Here is a 16,701-nt window from a genome sequence, read left to right on the forward strand (position 1 = left end):
CTTTTCTTCTATGTATATGTGACAAGGAGGGGGGAGCTGAAATGAAGAAGCAATTTTCAAAAACACAATTTATGGGGATGCTCCTCATCATATTTGGATTCGGTCTTTTTCTTGATATGATACTTGGACATTTTGAACCAGGTGGTCTAATATTTGCATTTATTATGATTATGTTTGGAAGACATTATCGAAAGAAGAACCGTTATGTAAGAGGGAATGTATTTTTATTTGTCGGTGGTATTGTCTTCTTATTCTTCTTATTTTCATCAGCGGCATTCGTACTTGTTGTGTTTGCTTGTTTAGCTTTAATTGGTTATCAACTTATTCAACAAGGACATCGGCAAAAAGCAATGAAAGTTGAAATTAAAGAAAAGGGATATATAAATGAAGAAAAACAAATATATCGTACAGAACCGTATATAAAAAATATGTTTGTAGGTAATGTACGAATGATGGATCATATTTATGAAATAGAGGATATTAACGTCCAATATGGTGCTTGTGACGTCGAGATTGATTTAACAACTGCTATGATTCCAGAGGGAGAAACGGTTATTGTGATTCGGGGCGTCATTGGTAATATTCGCTTATATGTACCATATGATATTGAATTGTCTTTAAATCATTCTGTTATTGTTGGGCGAGTGCTCCTGCCAGGACACGAAGAAACTGGATTTAACCGTAATGTTACGTTTAGAACAGAACAGTATAAAGAAGCCCCTCGTCGTATTAAAATTATTTCTTCGCTTGTCGTAGGCGATACGGAAGTGAGGAAAGTATAATGAAAAAACAAAGGAATATTTCGTGGATGTATATTCGTTATTCTATGTTGTCCTCTGTGAGTATCGCACTTATTTGTACAATTGTATATGTATGGAAAAGCGAGCAACAAGTTTATGATTTACTCTGGAAAGAATCCATTGCTTCTGTTCCAATTGGCTTGTTTATTATGAGTACGAGTCTTCTTATCGGAGGAATTGTAGGATATGCAATCGGTTATTATATAGAACAGCGTATACAAGGATTAAATACTTTTCTATTTGAAGTAGAGCGAGGGAATTTTCCGAGTGATGTTTCATTTACTGCGGACGATGAATTTCATGAAGTGGAACGAAAAGTAATTGGTCTTGCTCGTCGCTTAGAGGAGCAAGCTGGGCTATTTCAAAAAGTAACGAATGAACGAGCCCATTGGAATGAAGAGATGAGACAAGAAGCGATTTCTCAAGAAAGGCATCGATTAGCGAGAGAGCTGCACGATTCTGTAAGTCAGCAGCTTTTTGCAATGTCGATGATGATGTCAGCCATTAATGAGCAAGCAGCTGAAATTCCAGACACGACGAAAAAACAGTTGCAGCTTGTTGAGAATATGGTTGTAAATGCACAATCAGAAATGAGAGCATTGCTCCTTCATTTACGCCCAGTGCAGTTAGAAGGTAAGAAACTAACAGAGGGTATAGAAGAATTATTAACAGAACTGTCTAGAAAGCAACATATGAAAATTGAATGGTTAATTGAACCGATTCAATTAAAAAAAGGTGTAGAGGATCATTTATTCCGTATTGTACAAGAGGCGCTGTCTAATACTTTACGGCATGCGAAGGCAAAGAAAACCGAAGTACGCCTTCGGAAAATTGATCAATATGCGATTTTGAAAATTATTGATGACGGTGTTGGGTTTAAAGTTGGTGTTAATAAGGCTGGTTCATACGGTTTAAGGTCAATGCAAGAGCGAGTTCATGAAATTGGTGGTACATTAAAAGTTCTTAGTTTTCCGAATAAAGGTACGCAAATAGAAGTGAAAGTACCTATTATGATTGAGAGAGGGGGAGAATCATGATAAAAGTATTACTAGTTGATGATCATGAAATGGTTCGAATGGGTGTATCAGCATATTTATCAACGCAGCCAGATATTGAAGTAGTTGGAGAAGCTGAAAATGGAAGAAAAGGTTCAGAGTTAGCTTTGCAATTAAGACCGGATATTATTTTAATGGACCTTGTTATGGATGAGATGGATGGGGTTGAAGCGACACGTGCTATTATTCAAGAATGGCCAGAAGCGAAAATTGTAGTTGTCACGAGCTTTTTAGATGATGAAAAGTTATATCCTGTTATTGAGGCGGGGGCGACAAGTTATTTATTAAAAACATCAAGAGCGAGTGATATTGCAGATGCTGTAAGAGCTACTTATGATGGGGAAACGGTATTAGAGCCGAAAGTTACTGGCAAAATGATGTCTCGTATGCGTCAGAAGAAAGAACAACCTTTGCATGAGGAGTTAACAGAAAGAGAGTCTGAAATTTTGTTATTAATTGCAGAGGGGAAAAGTAATCAAGAGATTGCAGATGAGTTGTTTATTGCCCTTAAAACAGTAAAGACACATGTGAGTAATATATTAAATAAGCTAAATGTAAGTGACCGGACACAGGCGGTTATTTATGCGTTTAGACACCAATTGACGAAATGAGAAGGAAGCTTTGACTATATATGGTCAAAGCTTTTTATTGACGGTTATTTATGTAAGCGTTATCATTAAGGTGTTAACAGTACATACAAAGGGGAGAGAGTGTATGTTAGTTCAAACGATATTTGGAATGGATGAAACGAAAAAATTAGGTAACTATGTGAATGCGTTGCAAGCACTTTGTGAACAATATGATATTGAAACAGATCGTATTGCAATTATTGAGGCGACAGAAGAATATTATTTATTTCTAGTGAAGCAAGAAGATTGCTATGATGTTGTAAAAGTAGAAACAGTGGATACGAATATTGATTACTATACGAAAGCTTATAAAGTAAGTAGCTTTAATCATACTTCTTATCAAATGTAAAAAACTCCCGAAATGGGAGTTTTTTTATGATACTTTCGATTCAGGTGAATGATCCGTTAATGGTACTGCTTTGGCGCCACTTAATTTTGCGATAGCAAAACCGATAATAGCCCCAACTAATGCTGGTACTAACCAGCCAATTCCTTCATTATATAATGGAATAAACTCGAAATAAGATGTGATAGATGAAACAGGAATATTCCCTTGTTTTAATCCATCAAATACGCTCACAACTGCAGAACCAATTAACGCACCTACATAAACAGAACGATATCCACCGAAATATTTATGAAGTAATGATAGTAATACGAGTACAATCGCAATTGGATATACAACAAGTAAAATAGGAACAGAGATTGCGATAATTTTTGTTAAACCTAAGTTGGCAACTAATAATCCTAATGTGCAAATGACACTTGCTAACGTTGTGTATGAAAATTTTGTTAATAATGTTGAGAAGTATTGACTGCATGCAGATACAAGTCCAATACATGTTGTTAAGCAAGCGAGTGTAACGATAAGAGATAATAGAATTAGACCATATGGACCGAGTAATTGTTGTACGATAATGGTAAGTAGCTGTCCGCCGTTTGTTGCGTACCCGAGAGAGACACTAGTTGTACCGAGCCAGCCAAGTGCACCATATACAAGTACGAGACCAGTAGCGGCAATAAGTCCTGCTTTTGTTGTTGCGATGGCAATTGATTTGCGGTCATTCACACCTTTTGAGCGAATTGCATTTACAACGATAATTCCAAATGCAAGCGCTGAAATGGTATCCATCGTTAAGTATCCTTCCATAAAACCTTTGAAAACTGGAGAAGTTTGATACTCTTGCATTGCTGGTCCTGATTGCCCAAGTGGTGAAAATACACTCTTAAAGAATAATAAGAAAATAGAGAGTAATAAAATAGGTGTTAATACGCTTCCGATACGATCGACGAGTTTAGAAGGATTTAAACTAAGCCAAAATACGATAGCAAAGAAGATGACTGTGTATAAAAATAGCGTTAGGCTGCTAGAGCGAATAGTTTCTGGTAAGAAAGAACTAATTCCCATTTCATAAGCGACATTAGCAACACGTGGGATGCCCATAGATGGACCGATTGCAATGTATACAACTACCGTAAAGAATATTCCGAATAATGGGTGAACATGACTCGCAAGTTGTTGCATTCCATTTCCTGATAGAGAAATAGCGATAACAGTAAGTAGTGGTAAGCCGACTCCTGTTAGTAAAAAACCAATCATTGCTGGCCAAAAGTTTTCACCAGCATTTTGTCCAAGCATTGGAGGGAAAATTAAATTTCCTGCTCCAAAAAATAAAGAAAACAGCATAAGACCTGTGAAAAAAACATGTTTTTTTGATACAGTGTTCATTGTTTTTTTTCTCCTTTTTTGTAAATTCATTGTAAGAACACAAAAAACTCGTCCCTTAAGAAAGGGACGAGTTATATTTACCCGCGATACCACCCTAATTTATACATGTAGAAATATATCTATATGTATACGGCTTTACAACGTACAACATGATACGTGTTCCTTGTAACGGGGGACGACCGGTAAGAACTTACTTTAGCATTCGGTTCTACTTCTCGGAGATGATTTTCGGTTACGAACTGAGCGTTGGCTTTCAGCAAAATACCAACTCTCTGGGGAACAGCTCTATAACATACTCGTTCTCGTCAATGAATTTTTATTCAAGTATTCTGACAACATTTTTACATGTTTTTTTTAGAAAGTCAACATATTTTTTGGGAAATACACTTTCCTGTAGAAATATAGCTGAGAATATAAGGGTTAATACTATTTGTAAAAATGCTGTAAAACAGTATAGAGAATTGTAAAGTTTATGGAGAAAATCGATATTTATAGGAGTAAGGGAGGAATTGTTTGAATTTGCAGAGAATAATACAACAATCCACTTGCTGGAAAGAACAAACCAAAAGAGGTGACTGAAATGCTTGCGATGGGAGTATTATTTGGCATTATTGCTATAATTGGTTTTATGTGGTTATATTATTCGCGTTCGTTTAAACAAGCAGAAGTTTTACTCTTTCAAAAAGGTAGTTTGTTGACAAATCAGTCTAGATATTTAGTATGTCCGAAGTGTGGAAGTGCACAGGCCAGGAGTGGAGGATATCAAGAGTGTTGCAAAATTAGATTATGAAAGAAGGAAGCCTCACATTATTTTGTGAGGCTTCCTTCCTTACAATTTTTTCGCGCTCCAAATTGTCCAACGATCTCTTTCGATGATAGGAGAGACGTTTTGTAATGCCGTTTGGATATGATGTAGAAGTTGAGAAAGTTCATTATCTGTTAGTTCATATAGAATGGATCGGCCTGTTCGAGGAGATAAATCTTGTAGCAAAGCCTCTACAGAATCATGTACTTTTCGTACTTCCCATTGTGTTTGAATGGGGAGCGCTTGAAGAGGATATGTTTGTAATAATTGCTGTATAGTAGTGGTTTTTGGTCTTCTTTGCGCTTCTGTTTCAATGAGTTTTGGAAAGATCGAGAAAAAATATCCACGAAGGTGTTCAGGACTTCCTGGGATTATACAATCTTCAATGGTCCGGTCTTGTAAAATAAGTAGACCGTTTTTTTTTAATATACGAGAAGCCTCTCGTATAAATGTGGGAATATCATGCAAATGATGAATGACTGCACGAGAAATGACAAGGTCGAATGTTTCATTAGGGAATGAGATATTATGTGCATCACCGTGAATGAATGAAATGTTTGGGAAGGCATTACAATTTTCTTTTGCAGCTTGTAATATTTCTTTTGAAAAATCAAGCCCAACAACACTTTTGGCTCCTATAAGAGCAAGTTCTTTCGTATAAATGCCGCCACCACAACCTATATCAATTACTTGTTTATTTTGCACATCTACAATATTGTTTATTGTTTCCTGCCATGAAATATGTGCGTTACGATTTGCATACGTATACTTATTATTTGCATCATGAAAATTAATGGACATTGTAAAATCCTCCCTTCAGTTTATAGTATAGCTCATTCTATATAATGTAACGTTTTTGTTTTATGCATGAGGGTTATAAGAATTTCTTATTGGAAAAGGAGAATCGATTTGAAAGGGAAATATTTAATGTTTTTATGTGTTATTTTACTCGCGTCGTGTGGTCAATCCGAGCAAAAGAAAGAACCGAAACAAGTAGAGGAGACAGTGAATGAAATGAGAGAACCATTACAAGTAACTGTTATGCAAAAAGGTAAAGAAGAAAAAAATTTAAAGAAAATGGATGCGGAGTTGGTGGTGGATATTATAAACAAAGCGGAAAAACAAGAAGTAACGGGTAGTTTTGGTGAACCGGAATATGAAATACAAATTAGTAGTGATGGAAAAAAAGAAACATATTATGCATGGTTAAGAGGAGAAGATCGCCGAGGATGGATTCAATATAAGAAAGATATCTATATGCTTAACGAAAAAGATACGGAAAAGCTTTTGGCTATCTTTCCAAAGATTCCAGAACAAAAAGAAGATGAGATGCAGGTAGGTACTTTAACGGAAGTAACAAAAAAGACATGCAGATTACTGCGTTTCATATTAAAGCAGGTGATCAAAAAATGAATTATACAGTACGTTATACGATTTCACAATCACTATATAATAAGTTAGCAAAGGAACAAGAATATTATTTGCAATTAATTTTCCCGGAAAAGGTCCAAAAATTAATTGGCGCAAAAGAGAGTGAAATAATTTCAGCTGAAAAAGTAAAGGAAGGGTATAAACAGTATGAGTTGAATGTTACTGTTCCGATAAAAGATGCTTCAGAATCACAATTAAAATCACTAGAAACCTATTATGATAATCACGATTTACAAATATTAAATAGTAAGAAAGAAAAAGTAGGAGCATTTCAAAACATTATTCAAATTGTTAAAGAGTATGGTGAAAAAATGAATTTACAAAGATAAAGTGAAATTTTAATCAGTGGGGGCATCCCCCGCTGATTATTAGCACGACTCCTACCTAAATTCTTTGCTCCAGCCGAATTTTGAGGTGGGATTCTTACTGCCCGTAAATAGCGGGCAGTAAGAATCATAAAGTCTATATGGCCTTTCCTAGGAAATGATAATAGAGGGGAAAGATCCCCTCTATTATTTTGCTTTTGCAGATGGCTCATTCATTGATTTTCGTGTAATTAGAAAGGAAATCATAAGAGCAGAAAGAATAATAAGGGCTATAAATAAGTGATTTGGCAACCAATCTAATAATAATACGTAGCTGACGGTATAAAAAATAAGAGTTGAAGCTAAAAACGATAGAGCGCCTATCATAAGAGATTGTAATTTCATTTGTATTTACCTCCTTTTATTTTTATTTTTGGCTAAAAATGGATGGAATAAACATTATTTCTAACAATAGAAAAAAATATGTCATAATAGAGAAAAAGAATAAGTTTTGATGAGTGTATATGGCTCAATAAAGCGAGATAAAGGAGAGGAATATGAAAAATAATAAAAAAGGATTATGGGGAGTTATAGTTGCAATAGGGTTATTTTTACTATCTAAGTTAAAATGGGTATTTGCAATTTTTAAGTTAGCAAAATTTTCAACAGTATTTAGTATGTTTTTATCGCTTGGTGCATACGCAGTCATATATGGTTGGAAGTTTGGGGTAGCACTCGTATATTTATTGTTTGTACATGAGATGGGGCATTTATGGGCAGCGAGAAAGAAAGGGATACCAACATCGCCAGCAATCTTCATACCATTTATGGGAGCTCTTATTGGGATGAAAGAGATGCCGAAAAATGCAAAAGATGAAGCTTACATTGCATATATGGGACCTCTTTTCGGATTGCTTTCATTTTTACCTGCGATCCCACTGTATATAATCACGAAAGAGCCGTTTTGGGCGCTTGTTATTTTACTTGGAAGTATGATTAATTTCTTTAACTTAATTCCAGTTTCTCCATTAGATGGTGGACGAATAATTTCAGTTGTAAGCACGAAAATTTGGGGAGCAGGGCTAGTTTTACTACTCGGCTATTCTATTTACTTCAAGAGTATTTTAGGAGGATTTATTTTTATTATCGGCTGTATGGAACTATATAGAGTAATAAAGAGAGATGAGCCGATTAAGGAATTAGGATATAAAATCGATGGAATGACAGGATATGTTGCTAGGCTTGAAGAGGAATTAAAAGAAACTGGTGCGGTGCATCGAACGATTTATATAATTCACCATGAAATGAATGTATTAAGACAAAGAGAACGTGAAAAAGAATTAAAAACAGGAGAACTTCAAAAGATTGAAGTGCTAGAGTACCTTTTACCAAAATTTGAGCCACTTGATTATGTCCCATATGAAGATGAAAAAGAAATGCATACAATTCATATAAGAGAAGCATTTGAAATGTCAGAAAGAAAATTAAATGAATGGGAAACAGAAAAGGAACAACAAGAAAATTATTATAAAGTCGATACGAAAACGAAATGGACAGTATTTGCTTGTTATATCGGATTAATGGCTATACTCGGTTATACAGCTTATGAAGGTTATGTTGTTTTACAAGAGCATTTACCAAGGAGAAGTTTGTAGAAAAATAGTGTCGAAATGAAAAGGAGGATTTAAACAGGAATTACATTTCTACGAGAGAATGTTACAAGTGTAACAGTACATTGTAATATTCATAGTAGAAAAGGGGTTCTGTATATGAAGAAATTGTTAAGTGTATTGGTAACTATTACTGTGATGGCAATAGCGAGCTATAGTCTTATGAAAGTACTATTATATTATGCGAATAAGTCTGCTGGAGTAAATACAGTAGCACAAATAGAAGAGGTGCAAGAGAAGAAGAAGACACTCGATTTTGTTCGTACGACACATGAAAGTTATAATAATTTCTTGAATTATGGCAAGGCAGAGAAATATACAGATGGGGATTGGAAACATTTTAAACAATGGTTTCAAGAGCAAGAAGCCTCTTTAAAAAATATACATAAAGAAATAAAAAATGAAAAAATAAAACGCGATGTGAATAGAAGTTATGAAATTGTAAAAAAAGGTGTGGAGCTTCAGAATATTGAGTATGTAATCTATGCTCATCGCGTATATCATGACTTGGATATACTTGTGAATAAACATAAAGGTGAAACGAATATATGGGGGTATACAGAGTTTGGAGATGGGCAGAATATAAGAGTAATTGAACAAGCAATACAAACAAAGTAGTAGGCTAGCTAGAATTCTAGTTAGCTTTTTTTTGAGCACAATTAATGGGGGCTAATAATTAGTAGCGGATGGGAGCACATCACTATTTAAAATTTATTTAATATGTGCATTGTTCATATATTTTTCACAAAAACACCATGTTAATAGTGATTAAAATCACAATATGTATTATACAATTCAGTTAAACTAAAAACAGTTAAGGAAATAGAGGAGTGGGATACAATGTTAAGTGCAAAAACAATTGAAATCGTAAAGTCAACAGTACCGTTATTACAAGAAAAAGGCGTTGAGATTACAACGAGATTTTATCAAATTTTATTTTCGGAACATCCGGAGTTATTGAATATTTTCAACCATACGAACCAGAAAAAAGGAAGACAACAACAAGCATTAGCAAATGCTGTTTATGCAGCTGCAATGTACATTGATAATTTAGAAGCTATTATTCCAGTTGTAAAACAAATCGGTCATAAGCATAGAAGTTTAGGTATTAAAGCAGAGCATTATCCAATAGTAGGTACATGCTTACTACGAGCGATTAAAGAGGTCGCAGGCGCGCCTGATGAAGTTTTAAATGCATGGGGAGAAGCGTATGGCGTCATTGCTGATGCATTCATTAGCATTGAAGCGGGTATGTATGAAGAAGCTGCACATAAAGAAGGTGGGTGGAAAGATTTCCGCAACTTTGTGATTGTTAAAAAAGTGAAGGAAAGCGACGTTATTACATCATTTTATTTAAAACCTGAAGATGGCGGGAAAGTTTCTTCATTCATCCCAGGACAATATGTAACGATTCAAATAAATATTAAAGGTGAGACATATACACATAATCGTCAATATAGCTTGTCTGATGCTCCAGGAAAAGAATATTATCGTATTAGTGTAAAGAAAGAAAAAGGTGTAGATACACCAGATGGTAAAGTATCTAATTACTTACATGATCATGTAGGGGAAGGGGATGTCTTACCAGTAAGTGCACCAGCGGGAGATTTCGTATTAAATATGGAGTCAACATTACCTGTTGTACTAATTAGTGGTGGAGTAGGTATTACACCGATGATGAGTATGTTAAATACGTTAATTGAACAAGAATCCAAGCGTAATGTATGCTTTGTTCATGCAGCGATAAATAGTAATACACATGCGATGAAAGAGCATGTTGAGACAGTAGAAAAAGAGTATGAACAAGTTAAAGCATATACTTGCTATTCTTCACCGACAGAGCAAGATGTGGAAATGAAGAATTTTGATCAAGAAGGATTCATTGAACGTGAATGGTTACAAACTATTATTCCAACGACTGAAGCAGAATTTTATTTCTGTGGTCCAGTACCATTTATGAAGCATATAAATGCTGCATTAATTGATTTGGGTGTTAAACAAGAGAACATTCATTATGAATTTTTCGGTCCCGCAGCAAGCTTACAATAGATTAATGTTGCCAAGCAAAAAACGAGGTATTATTTTACCTCGTTTTTTGCTTGTTCTCTTAATAAGCGATTAACTGTTTCGCGGCGTACACCTATGAGCTGACCAATTTCAGTTTGTGTTAATATTTCATAAATAGGGATGTCATCTAAATATAAGGTGAACCACTCTTGTAAACGATGAAGGCGCTCTTTAGGAGAGACAGTTGTCAATTGATCGATACGCTGTTGCATCATTCTTAACTTCGATTGTAATTGTATAGCGATATTTTCATATGATGCAGGATTTGCCTGAAGTTTGTCGTACCATTCATTGCTAATTATAGGCTCCACTTCTGTTTTCATTAAAGCGATAGCTGTACCGTGATATTCCTTCGGTGAAATTAAAGAATGGTGAGGTATCGTTTCACCAGGAACGATAATATTAAATAAAAATGGTGTTCCGTCTTCTTCTAACCGAATAACTTTTAATAAACCTGTTTTTATAAAATATAATGGACCGTCCTCACCTTGACGGAATAATACATCTCCCTTATGTAGAATCAATGTTAGCCCCCCATTAAAACATTTCTATTTCTTATATTTTAGCGTATATGTATAAAGACAATATGCTTTTTAAACAGCAATTTCATTGACGAAATGTATGCTATTACAGTAGTATACTATTTAGTGTGTAATAGTACTAGCAATGAATACGCTGTAGGGGGTTTAGTATATTGTTAGATGCGATGAAGATGACGGATATGAGAATTCCGGCGAATGCTATCATTCATGTGGAAGAGATGAAAGGTGGAGTCGTTTTATCCGTTGAAATAGACGGCCAAATTATTTATACGATGGCTTATGATGAAGAAACAGATAGTTATGCTGAATTATATGATCGAAACGATAAGAGGGCGTGCCAGGTACATGAAGACTTTATGGGATGGTCACTTCTTCACTAAAAAGATGTCAATATGACATCTTTTTTTATTGAATCGATAGATTATACAAAGAAATGAAATATAAGGATAAAATTTGTAATAAATGATTTTGCATTGTTAGCTCTTTGTAACTGTAAGATAAGTGTTTTTTCGCTATCATAAAGATAACAGTCATAGCTATAGGAGTGATCTACTTGAAGAAATTACATATTTCAAATTTTATGCTATTAAGTGTTTGTTTAGTTTTATTTGTTCTCCTAGGAGCCTTTTTATATTCATGTGTATAAGAAAAAACGCATTCTAGAAAGAACGCGTTATAAAAATGAAGTAATGATTAATCTAGTTCCAAGAATAATTAATGTGATACGTAATAAATTAATTACTGCATTACCGCTTAATTTTGTGTTAATATAAGCCCCGATTTTTCCGCCAATCCATGCACCAGGAATAAGAATTAATGCATAAGCCCAGCTGACATTTCCTAGAGAGATGTGAGTTAAAGAACTTACAATTGCTGAGAGAAATACGATAAACATTGAAGTGGCTACAGCAATGTGTGCTGGGAACGCAAAAAGGAGCATCATCGCTGGCACAAGTAAGGCACCACCACCGATTCCAAATAATCCGGATATAAATCCAACTATAAAGGCAATAAAGATAGCGAGAAATGGTGGGAATTGATAGTCTACAGTATTTCCTTCGTTATCTGTAAAAGATCGCTTAATTACAGTCATATTTGATAGGGAAAGAGGTTTCAATTTGTCTCGTAGTATAAGAAGAATGGAGACGAATATAAGAAAAATCCCAAAGTATAAAGAAAATGTATCTTGGTTTAAAAATTTGTTTGCCCATGATCCGATAATACCACCAGGGCCACTCCCGATAAATAAAATAAGTCCACTTTTATAATCTACCCGTTTATGTTTCATATAAGTAAGGGTAGAAGCCAGCCCTGTAAAAACGACTGTTACCATAGAAGTTCCTACTGCGAGTTGTGGTGATAAACTGTGTAATCCAATTAATAACGGAACGATAATAATTCCGCCTCCAAGTCCGACTAGGCTCCCGACTGTCCCGGCGATTAATCCGATGAAAAGTAACATGATGTATTCCAAAATTGCCAACTCCTCTATATAACTTATCCATCAATCATTATACACGCTTTTTAATAAGAAATAGGCTTGTTCACAAAAAAGTCGTCTTCCTAGAAAAATAAGGAAGACGACTTTTGATTAAAAGATTAAGTGTAATAAGTAGTAAAATAATGCAGCTAAAGAAGCTGAAATAGGAAGTGTAATAACCCATGTAATTAACATGCGTTTTGCAGTTCCCCATTTTACACCTTTCACGCGATGTGAAGCACCAACTCCTAAAATAGAAGAAGAGATAACGTGCGTCGTACTAACCGGTAAGTGAATAAATGTTGCGCCGAAAATAACAAGTGATGATGATAAATCGGCAGCTACACCATTTACAGGACGAATTTTCATAATTTGTCCACCGACAGTTTTAATAATTTTCCAACCACCGACAGAAGTACCAAGACCCATTGCGATTGCACAAGATAATTGTACCCAGAAAGGGATATCGCCAGAAGTATGATAGTTATTGGCCATAAGAGCCATCGTAATGATTCCCATTGCTTTTTGTGCATCATTCGTACCGTGCGTATAAGCTTGCAATGCAGCGGTGAAAATCTGGAATATACGGAAGTTTTTGTTCGTTTTCGTTAAGTTAAAGTTTTTAAATACCACTTTAAAAATACTATATACGATGTAACCAATAACAAAAGCGATGATCGGTGAAATGATTAAAGCTTCAAGAATTTTTATAAACCCTTTATAGTTTAATGAGCTAATACCAGCAGCAGCAATTGCTGCACCAGCGATTGCGCCAATGATTGCATGCGAAGAACTACTTGGAATGCCATAGTACCAAGTGATCAAATTCCAGACTATTGCCGCAAGCAAAGCAGCTAAAATTACAAGAGAACCATTTTGCAAAGCAAACGGGTCAACAATATCTTTTGTAATCGTTTTTGCTACACCTGTAAATGTCATCGCACCTAAAAAGTTCATAATAGCTGCCATAACAATTGCATGTCTAGGCTTTAGAGCTTTCGTTGAAACAGCCGTTGCAATAGCGTTTGCTGTATCGTGAAATCCATTGATAAAGTCAAAAGCTAAAGCGCAAATGACTACTAAAACGGTCAGTATCAAGAGTGTATCCATGATCAAACTCCTTACGCGTTCTTCATAATGATTGTTTCTAATACGTTTGCAACGCTTTGACAGCTATCAGCTACTTCTTCAAGCTCTTCGTAAATCTCTTTAAATTGAATAATCTTAATCGGATCTTTCTCACGAGAGAATAAGTGCTTAATCGCATGACGGCGAATATCATCACATTGTGACTCGTAATCCTTAATCTTGATCGCATTTGTACGAATATCGACTAATTTCTTTTTAGAAAGTAGTTCAACAGAATTTGCAATCTCAATCGCACATTGATTAATTGCTTCAACGAATTTAATCATGTATTCATCAGCTTCTGTAATAGAATACATTTCGAATAGACCAGCACTGTGATCTAATCCGTCTAATACATCATCCATACTCATTGCAAGTTGTAGGATGTCTTCACGTTCAATAGGAGTAATAAACGCTTTGTTTAGCTCCATAATGATTTCGTGAATGAATGAGTCACCTTTTGACTCATACTCTTTCATGCGCATAGAAAACTCTTTTAAATCGCTAGCATTTTTAATTTTATACTCCACGAAAAACTGCGCGCCTTCTTTTAAATTTTCGGAAACGTTCATAAGCATTTCAGAAAATTTATCTTTTTTTGATTTAAAGACCATTATTGTTACCCCCACAAAAGTAATATATGTAAAATATATTGGCTAATCAATTCTAACAAAAAACTGTCGTTTTTTAAAACATTTTATCGAAAAGTTTACAAAAACTTAACAAAACTCTCATTGTTGTATTAATAATATTAATACTCAACAATGAATATCTTACTTGTAGAATGTCCTTTTCTTGCAAAAAGTATGAATGTGAAAGAAAAGCTTTACACTATAGGAACGACTACGTTATTATAATAAATTTAAAAGGAGGTATATTCTTCCTTTTAAAAAAAGAGTGTAAACAAATGAAGGAAGTGAACCAATGAAATTGAAGAACACTCACTTTAAAAAAACGCTTGAGTGGTTCAACAAGAGGAAGAAACTACGCAATTCATTAATTGTATTGGGAAGTTTACTTGCTACTCTATTTATTGTTGTAAATATAATAATTTCCATTCAAGATATATCTGAATTAAAACAAGCTGTTCCACAACCGACTTTAATTTATGATGCAAATAATGAAGTTGCGACTAAATTAGCTTCTTCTAAAACAGAAGGGGTCAAAAGGAAAGATATTCCTGATATTATGGTTCAAGCAATTGTTGCAGTAGAAGATAAGGAATTTTTTAGTCATCATGGTATTTACTATAGTGGAATTATAAGTGCTGTATTTAAGAACATTACAGCCGGTGAAGTTGTGGCAGGTGGTAGTACAATTACACAACAACTTGCGAAAAATGTATTTTTAACGCAAGACCGTACATTCTCGCGTAAAATAAAGGAATATTTTCTAACGAAAAAAATAGAACGTACTTATACGAAAGATGAAATTGTTGAAATGTATATGAATCAAATTTATTTTGGTGAAGGTGCTTGGGGGATAAAAAGAGCAGCTAAATCCTATTTTGATAAAGAAGTAAAAGACTTAACGATTTCAGAAGCTGCAACGATTGCAGGATTAATTAAAGCGCCATCTGCGTATTCGCCGTATAAAAACTTTAATAAATCAATTGAAAGACGTAATGTCGTATTAGGTTTAATGAAGGAGCAAGGATATATTTCTGAAGAACAATATAATCAGGAGAAAGAATCAGGTCTTGTATTACGACGTGGTGTTGACGATAAATATAAGGGGAAATATTCTCAATACGTAGATTATATTGTTAGAGAAGCGATGGACAAGTATGAATTAACACAAAATGAAATTTTAGCAGGTGGCTATCGTATTTATACGGAACTTGACTCGAAAAAACAACAAGCGGTTGAAGATGTTGTGAATAATGATAGTTATTTTAAAGATAGTGGCTCAGATCAGCTTATGCAAACTGGAGTGGTCCTTATGAATCCAAAAACTGGCGGTGTTCCGGCTTTAGTTGGAGGCAGAGGTCCTTATCAATTTTTACAGTTTAATCATGCAACACAATTAAAAAGACAGCCAGGTTCAACGTTAAAGCCTCTTGCAGTGTATGTACCAGCGTTAGAACAAGGATATGAAGTATACGATGTCTTAAAAGATGAACCGTTTAATATTAAAGAATATGCACCACAAAATAGTGATCATACGTTCCATGGTAATGTGACGATGTATGAAGCGGTGGCAAAGTCATATAATGTTTCAGCAGTTTGGCTATTAGAGAAAATTGGATTAGATAAAGGATTGAAATCTTTAGAGCGGTTTGGTATTCCATTAGAGCCTGAAGACCATACGTATCCGATTGCTTTAGGAGGTATGCATGTAGGGACTTCACCATTTGTAATGGCTCAAGCGTATAGCGCACTTGCAAATGATGGTGTCCAAGTAGAAGCTCATGCCATTAGAGAAATCCAAAATGCTGAAGGGGAAACAATTGGAAAATGGTATAAGAAAGAAACTCGTGTGACGAACGAGAAAGTTGCCCAAAAGATGACATACTTATTAAAAGGTGTTATTGAAAGGGGAACAGGTGAAAAAGCGAAAGTTAATAATATCGATACCGCAGGCAAGACAGGGACTACCCAGCTTGTAAATGGACCAAGCACTGGTGCGAAGGATTCGTGGTTTGTTGGATACACACCGGATTTAGTAGGTGCGATTTGGGTAGGGTATGATAAAACGGATAGTGAGCATTATGTGCCAGGAGGCAGCCAAATTACAACGACAATGTTCCGGAATATTATGAAGAAAGCGAATGGAAATCCAGCTCAAAAGGCATTTCAGTTATCACTAATACCTGAGGCGGATTATACAAAGCAATTAAAAATGATTGAGGAAGAAAAACGAAGAAAAGAAGAAGAGAAAAAACGAAAAGAAGAGGAACAACAAAGAAAAGAACAGCAAAATGAATGGATAGATAAAGTGAAAGAGTGGATTCCATTTTGGTAAAAAAAGAGGCGAATAACGAGTTCGCCTCTTTTTTATGAGAAATGAGCGGTTTTATCTCGGTTCAAAATGTGGCAACAGAAAAGAAGTTAGGTGAGA

At 34.9% G+C, this 16,701-nt stretch carries 17 protein-coding genes, 1 pseudogene and 1 other annotated feature; of the genes and pseudogenes, 11 read left to right on the top strand and 7 right to left on the bottom strand.

Annotation, left to right across the window (positions count from 1 at the left end; translation table 11 throughout):
- Window positions 1–41 precede the first annotated feature (41 nt).
- Genes liaF through JFT95_RS05455 form a run of 4 tightly spaced genes read left to right on the top strand, consistent with a single transcriptional unit; the run spans window position 42 to window position 2,833 of the window.
- Window positions 42–782 (top strand): cell wall-active antibiotics response protein LiaF, encoded by a 741-nt coding sequence (gene liaF / locus JFT95_RS05440; RefSeq protein ID WP_002126337.1) that lies wholly within the window; start codon window positions 42–44, stop codon window positions 780–782.
- A complete protein-coding gene (locus tag JFT95_RS05445; RefSeq protein ID WP_002011673.1) occupies window positions 782–1,837 on the top strand; it encodes a sensor histidine kinase in 1,056 nt (351 codons plus the stop codon). Before liaF ends, JFT95_RS05445 begins: the two co-directional genes overlap by 1 nt.
- Window positions 1,834–2,466, top strand: a complete 633-nt coding sequence (locus tag JFT95_RS05450) for a response regulator (protein WP_000598709.1) — start codon at window positions 1,834–1,836, stop codon at window positions 2,464–2,466. The genes JFT95_RS05445 and JFT95_RS05450 overlap by 4 nt, the downstream gene beginning before the upstream one ends.
- Before the next feature lie 10 nt (window positions 2,467–2,476).
- Window positions 2,477–2,833, top strand: coding sequence for a DUF3992 domain-containing protein (locus JFT95_RS05455; protein WP_002126339.1), 357 nt, complete (start codon window positions 2,477–2,479; stop codon window positions 2,831–2,833).
- 24 nt (window positions 2,834–2,857) lie between these two features.
- Here JFT95_RS05455 and brnQ3 read toward each other — a convergent pair whose 3' ends face one another.
- Window positions 2,858–4,213, bottom strand: a complete 1,356-nt coding sequence (brnQ3, locus tag JFT95_RS05460) for a branched-chain amino acid transport system II carrier protein BrnQ3 (protein WP_002188946.1) — start codon at window positions 4,211–4,213, stop codon at window positions 2,858–2,860.
- Between the two features lie 59 nt (window positions 4,214–4,272).
- Window positions 4,273–4,531: a binding site (T-box leader), on the bottom strand.
- A 262-nt stretch (window positions 4,532–4,793) separates the two neighbouring features.
- On the opposite strand from brnQ3, the gene JFT95_RS05465 reads away from it, so the two are divergent.
- Entirely contained in the window at window positions 4,794–5,003 is a 210-nt protein-coding gene (locus JFT95_RS05465) for a hypothetical protein (protein WP_000880630.1), read from the top strand.
- Between the two features lie 39 nt (window positions 5,004–5,042).
- Here the strand turns inward: JFT95_RS05465 and JFT95_RS05470 are convergent, their stop codons facing one another.
- Complete coding sequence (locus JFT95_RS05470; protein ID WP_201051663.1) at window positions 5,043–5,819, bottom strand: class I SAM-dependent methyltransferase; 777 nt, start codon at window positions 5,817–5,819, stop codon at window positions 5,043–5,045.
- A 108-nt stretch (window positions 5,820–5,927) separates the two neighbouring features.
- On the opposite strand from JFT95_RS05470, the pseudogene JFT95_RS05475 reads away from it, so the two are divergent.
- A pseudogene (locus JFT95_RS05475) lies at window positions 5,928–6,778 on the top strand (YhfM domain-containing protein).
- 183 nt (window positions 6,779–6,961) lie between these two features.
- Here JFT95_RS05475 and JFT95_RS05480 read toward each other — a convergent pair.
- On the bottom strand, window positions 6,962–7,159 hold the full coding sequence (locus JFT95_RS05480; RefSeq protein WP_000776287.1) for a hypothetical protein: 198 nt from the start codon (window positions 7,157–7,159) through the stop codon (window positions 6,962–6,964).
- A 152-nt stretch (window positions 7,160–7,311) separates the two neighbouring features.
- Here JFT95_RS05480 and JFT95_RS05485 point away from each other — a divergent pair, with 152 nt between their 5' ends.
- The 3 genes from JFT95_RS05485 (at window position 7,312) to hmpA (ending at window position 10,473) form a co-directional block, all read left to right on the top strand.
- Window positions 7,312–8,409, top strand: a complete 1,098-nt coding sequence (locus JFT95_RS05485) for a site-2 protease family protein (RefSeq protein ID WP_201051664.1) — start codon at window positions 7,312–7,314, stop codon at window positions 8,407–8,409.
- Window positions 8,410–8,523: 114 nt separating this feature from the next.
- On the top strand, window positions 8,524–9,042 hold the full coding sequence (locus JFT95_RS05490; RefSeq protein WP_147740224.1) for a hypothetical protein: 519 nt from the start codon (window positions 8,524–8,526) through the stop codon (window positions 9,040–9,042).
- A 222-nt stretch (window positions 9,043–9,264) separates the two neighbouring features.
- A complete protein-coding gene (hmpA, locus tag JFT95_RS05495; protein WP_002126349.1) occupies window positions 9,265–10,473 on the top strand; it encodes an NO-inducible flavohemoprotein in 1,209 nt (402 codons plus the stop codon).
- 29 nt (window positions 10,474–10,502) lie between these two features.
- Here hmpA and JFT95_RS05500 read toward each other — a convergent pair whose 3' ends face one another.
- Window positions 10,503–11,015, bottom strand: a complete 513-nt coding sequence (locus JFT95_RS05500; protein ID WP_201051666.1) for a Crp/Fnr family transcriptional regulator — start codon at window positions 11,013–11,015, stop codon at window positions 10,503–10,505.
- A 170-nt stretch (window positions 11,016–11,185) separates the two neighbouring features.
- Between JFT95_RS05500 and JFT95_RS05505 the strand changes: the two genes are divergently transcribed.
- Window positions 11,186–11,413: a hypothetical protein gene (locus JFT95_RS05505; RefSeq protein WP_000883004.1), complete on the top strand. Its 228-nt coding sequence runs from the start codon at window positions 11,186–11,188 to the stop codon at window positions 11,411–11,413.
- Between the two features lie 293 nt (window positions 11,414–11,706).
- Here JFT95_RS05505 and JFT95_RS05510 read toward each other — a convergent pair whose 3' ends face one another.
- The 3 genes from JFT95_RS05510 to JFT95_RS05520 form a co-directional block, all read right to left on the bottom strand.
- A complete protein-coding gene (locus JFT95_RS05510; RefSeq protein WP_002086690.1) occupies window positions 11,707–12,507 on the bottom strand; it encodes a sulfite exporter TauE/SafE family protein in 801 nt (266 codons plus the stop codon).
- Window positions 12,508–12,624: 117 nt separating this feature from the next.
- On the bottom strand, window positions 12,625–13,623 hold the full coding sequence (locus tag JFT95_RS05515) for an inorganic phosphate transporter (protein WP_002126356.1): 999 nt from the start codon (window positions 13,621–13,623) through the stop codon (window positions 12,625–12,627).
- 11 nt (window positions 13,624–13,634) lie between these two features.
- The gene (locus JFT95_RS05520) at window positions 13,635–14,255 is read right to left on the bottom strand and encodes a DUF47 domain-containing protein (RefSeq protein ID WP_000231445.1); all 621 of its coding nucleotides are present in this window, start codon (window positions 14,253–14,255) and stop codon (window positions 13,635–13,637) included.
- 310 nt (window positions 14,256–14,565) lie between these two features.
- On the opposite strand from JFT95_RS05520, the gene JFT95_RS05525 reads away from it, so the two are divergent.
- On the top strand, window positions 14,566–16,605 hold the full coding sequence (locus tag JFT95_RS05525) for a transglycosylase domain-containing protein (RefSeq protein WP_201051668.1): 2,040 nt from the start codon (window positions 14,566–14,568) through the stop codon (window positions 16,603–16,605).
- Window positions 16,606–16,701 lie beyond the last annotated feature (96 nt).

This window comes from Bacillus sp. TH17 (genome assembly GCF_016651125.1).
GTDB lineage: Bacteria > Bacillota > Bacilli > Bacillales > Bacillaceae_G > Bacillus_A > Bacillus_A mycoides.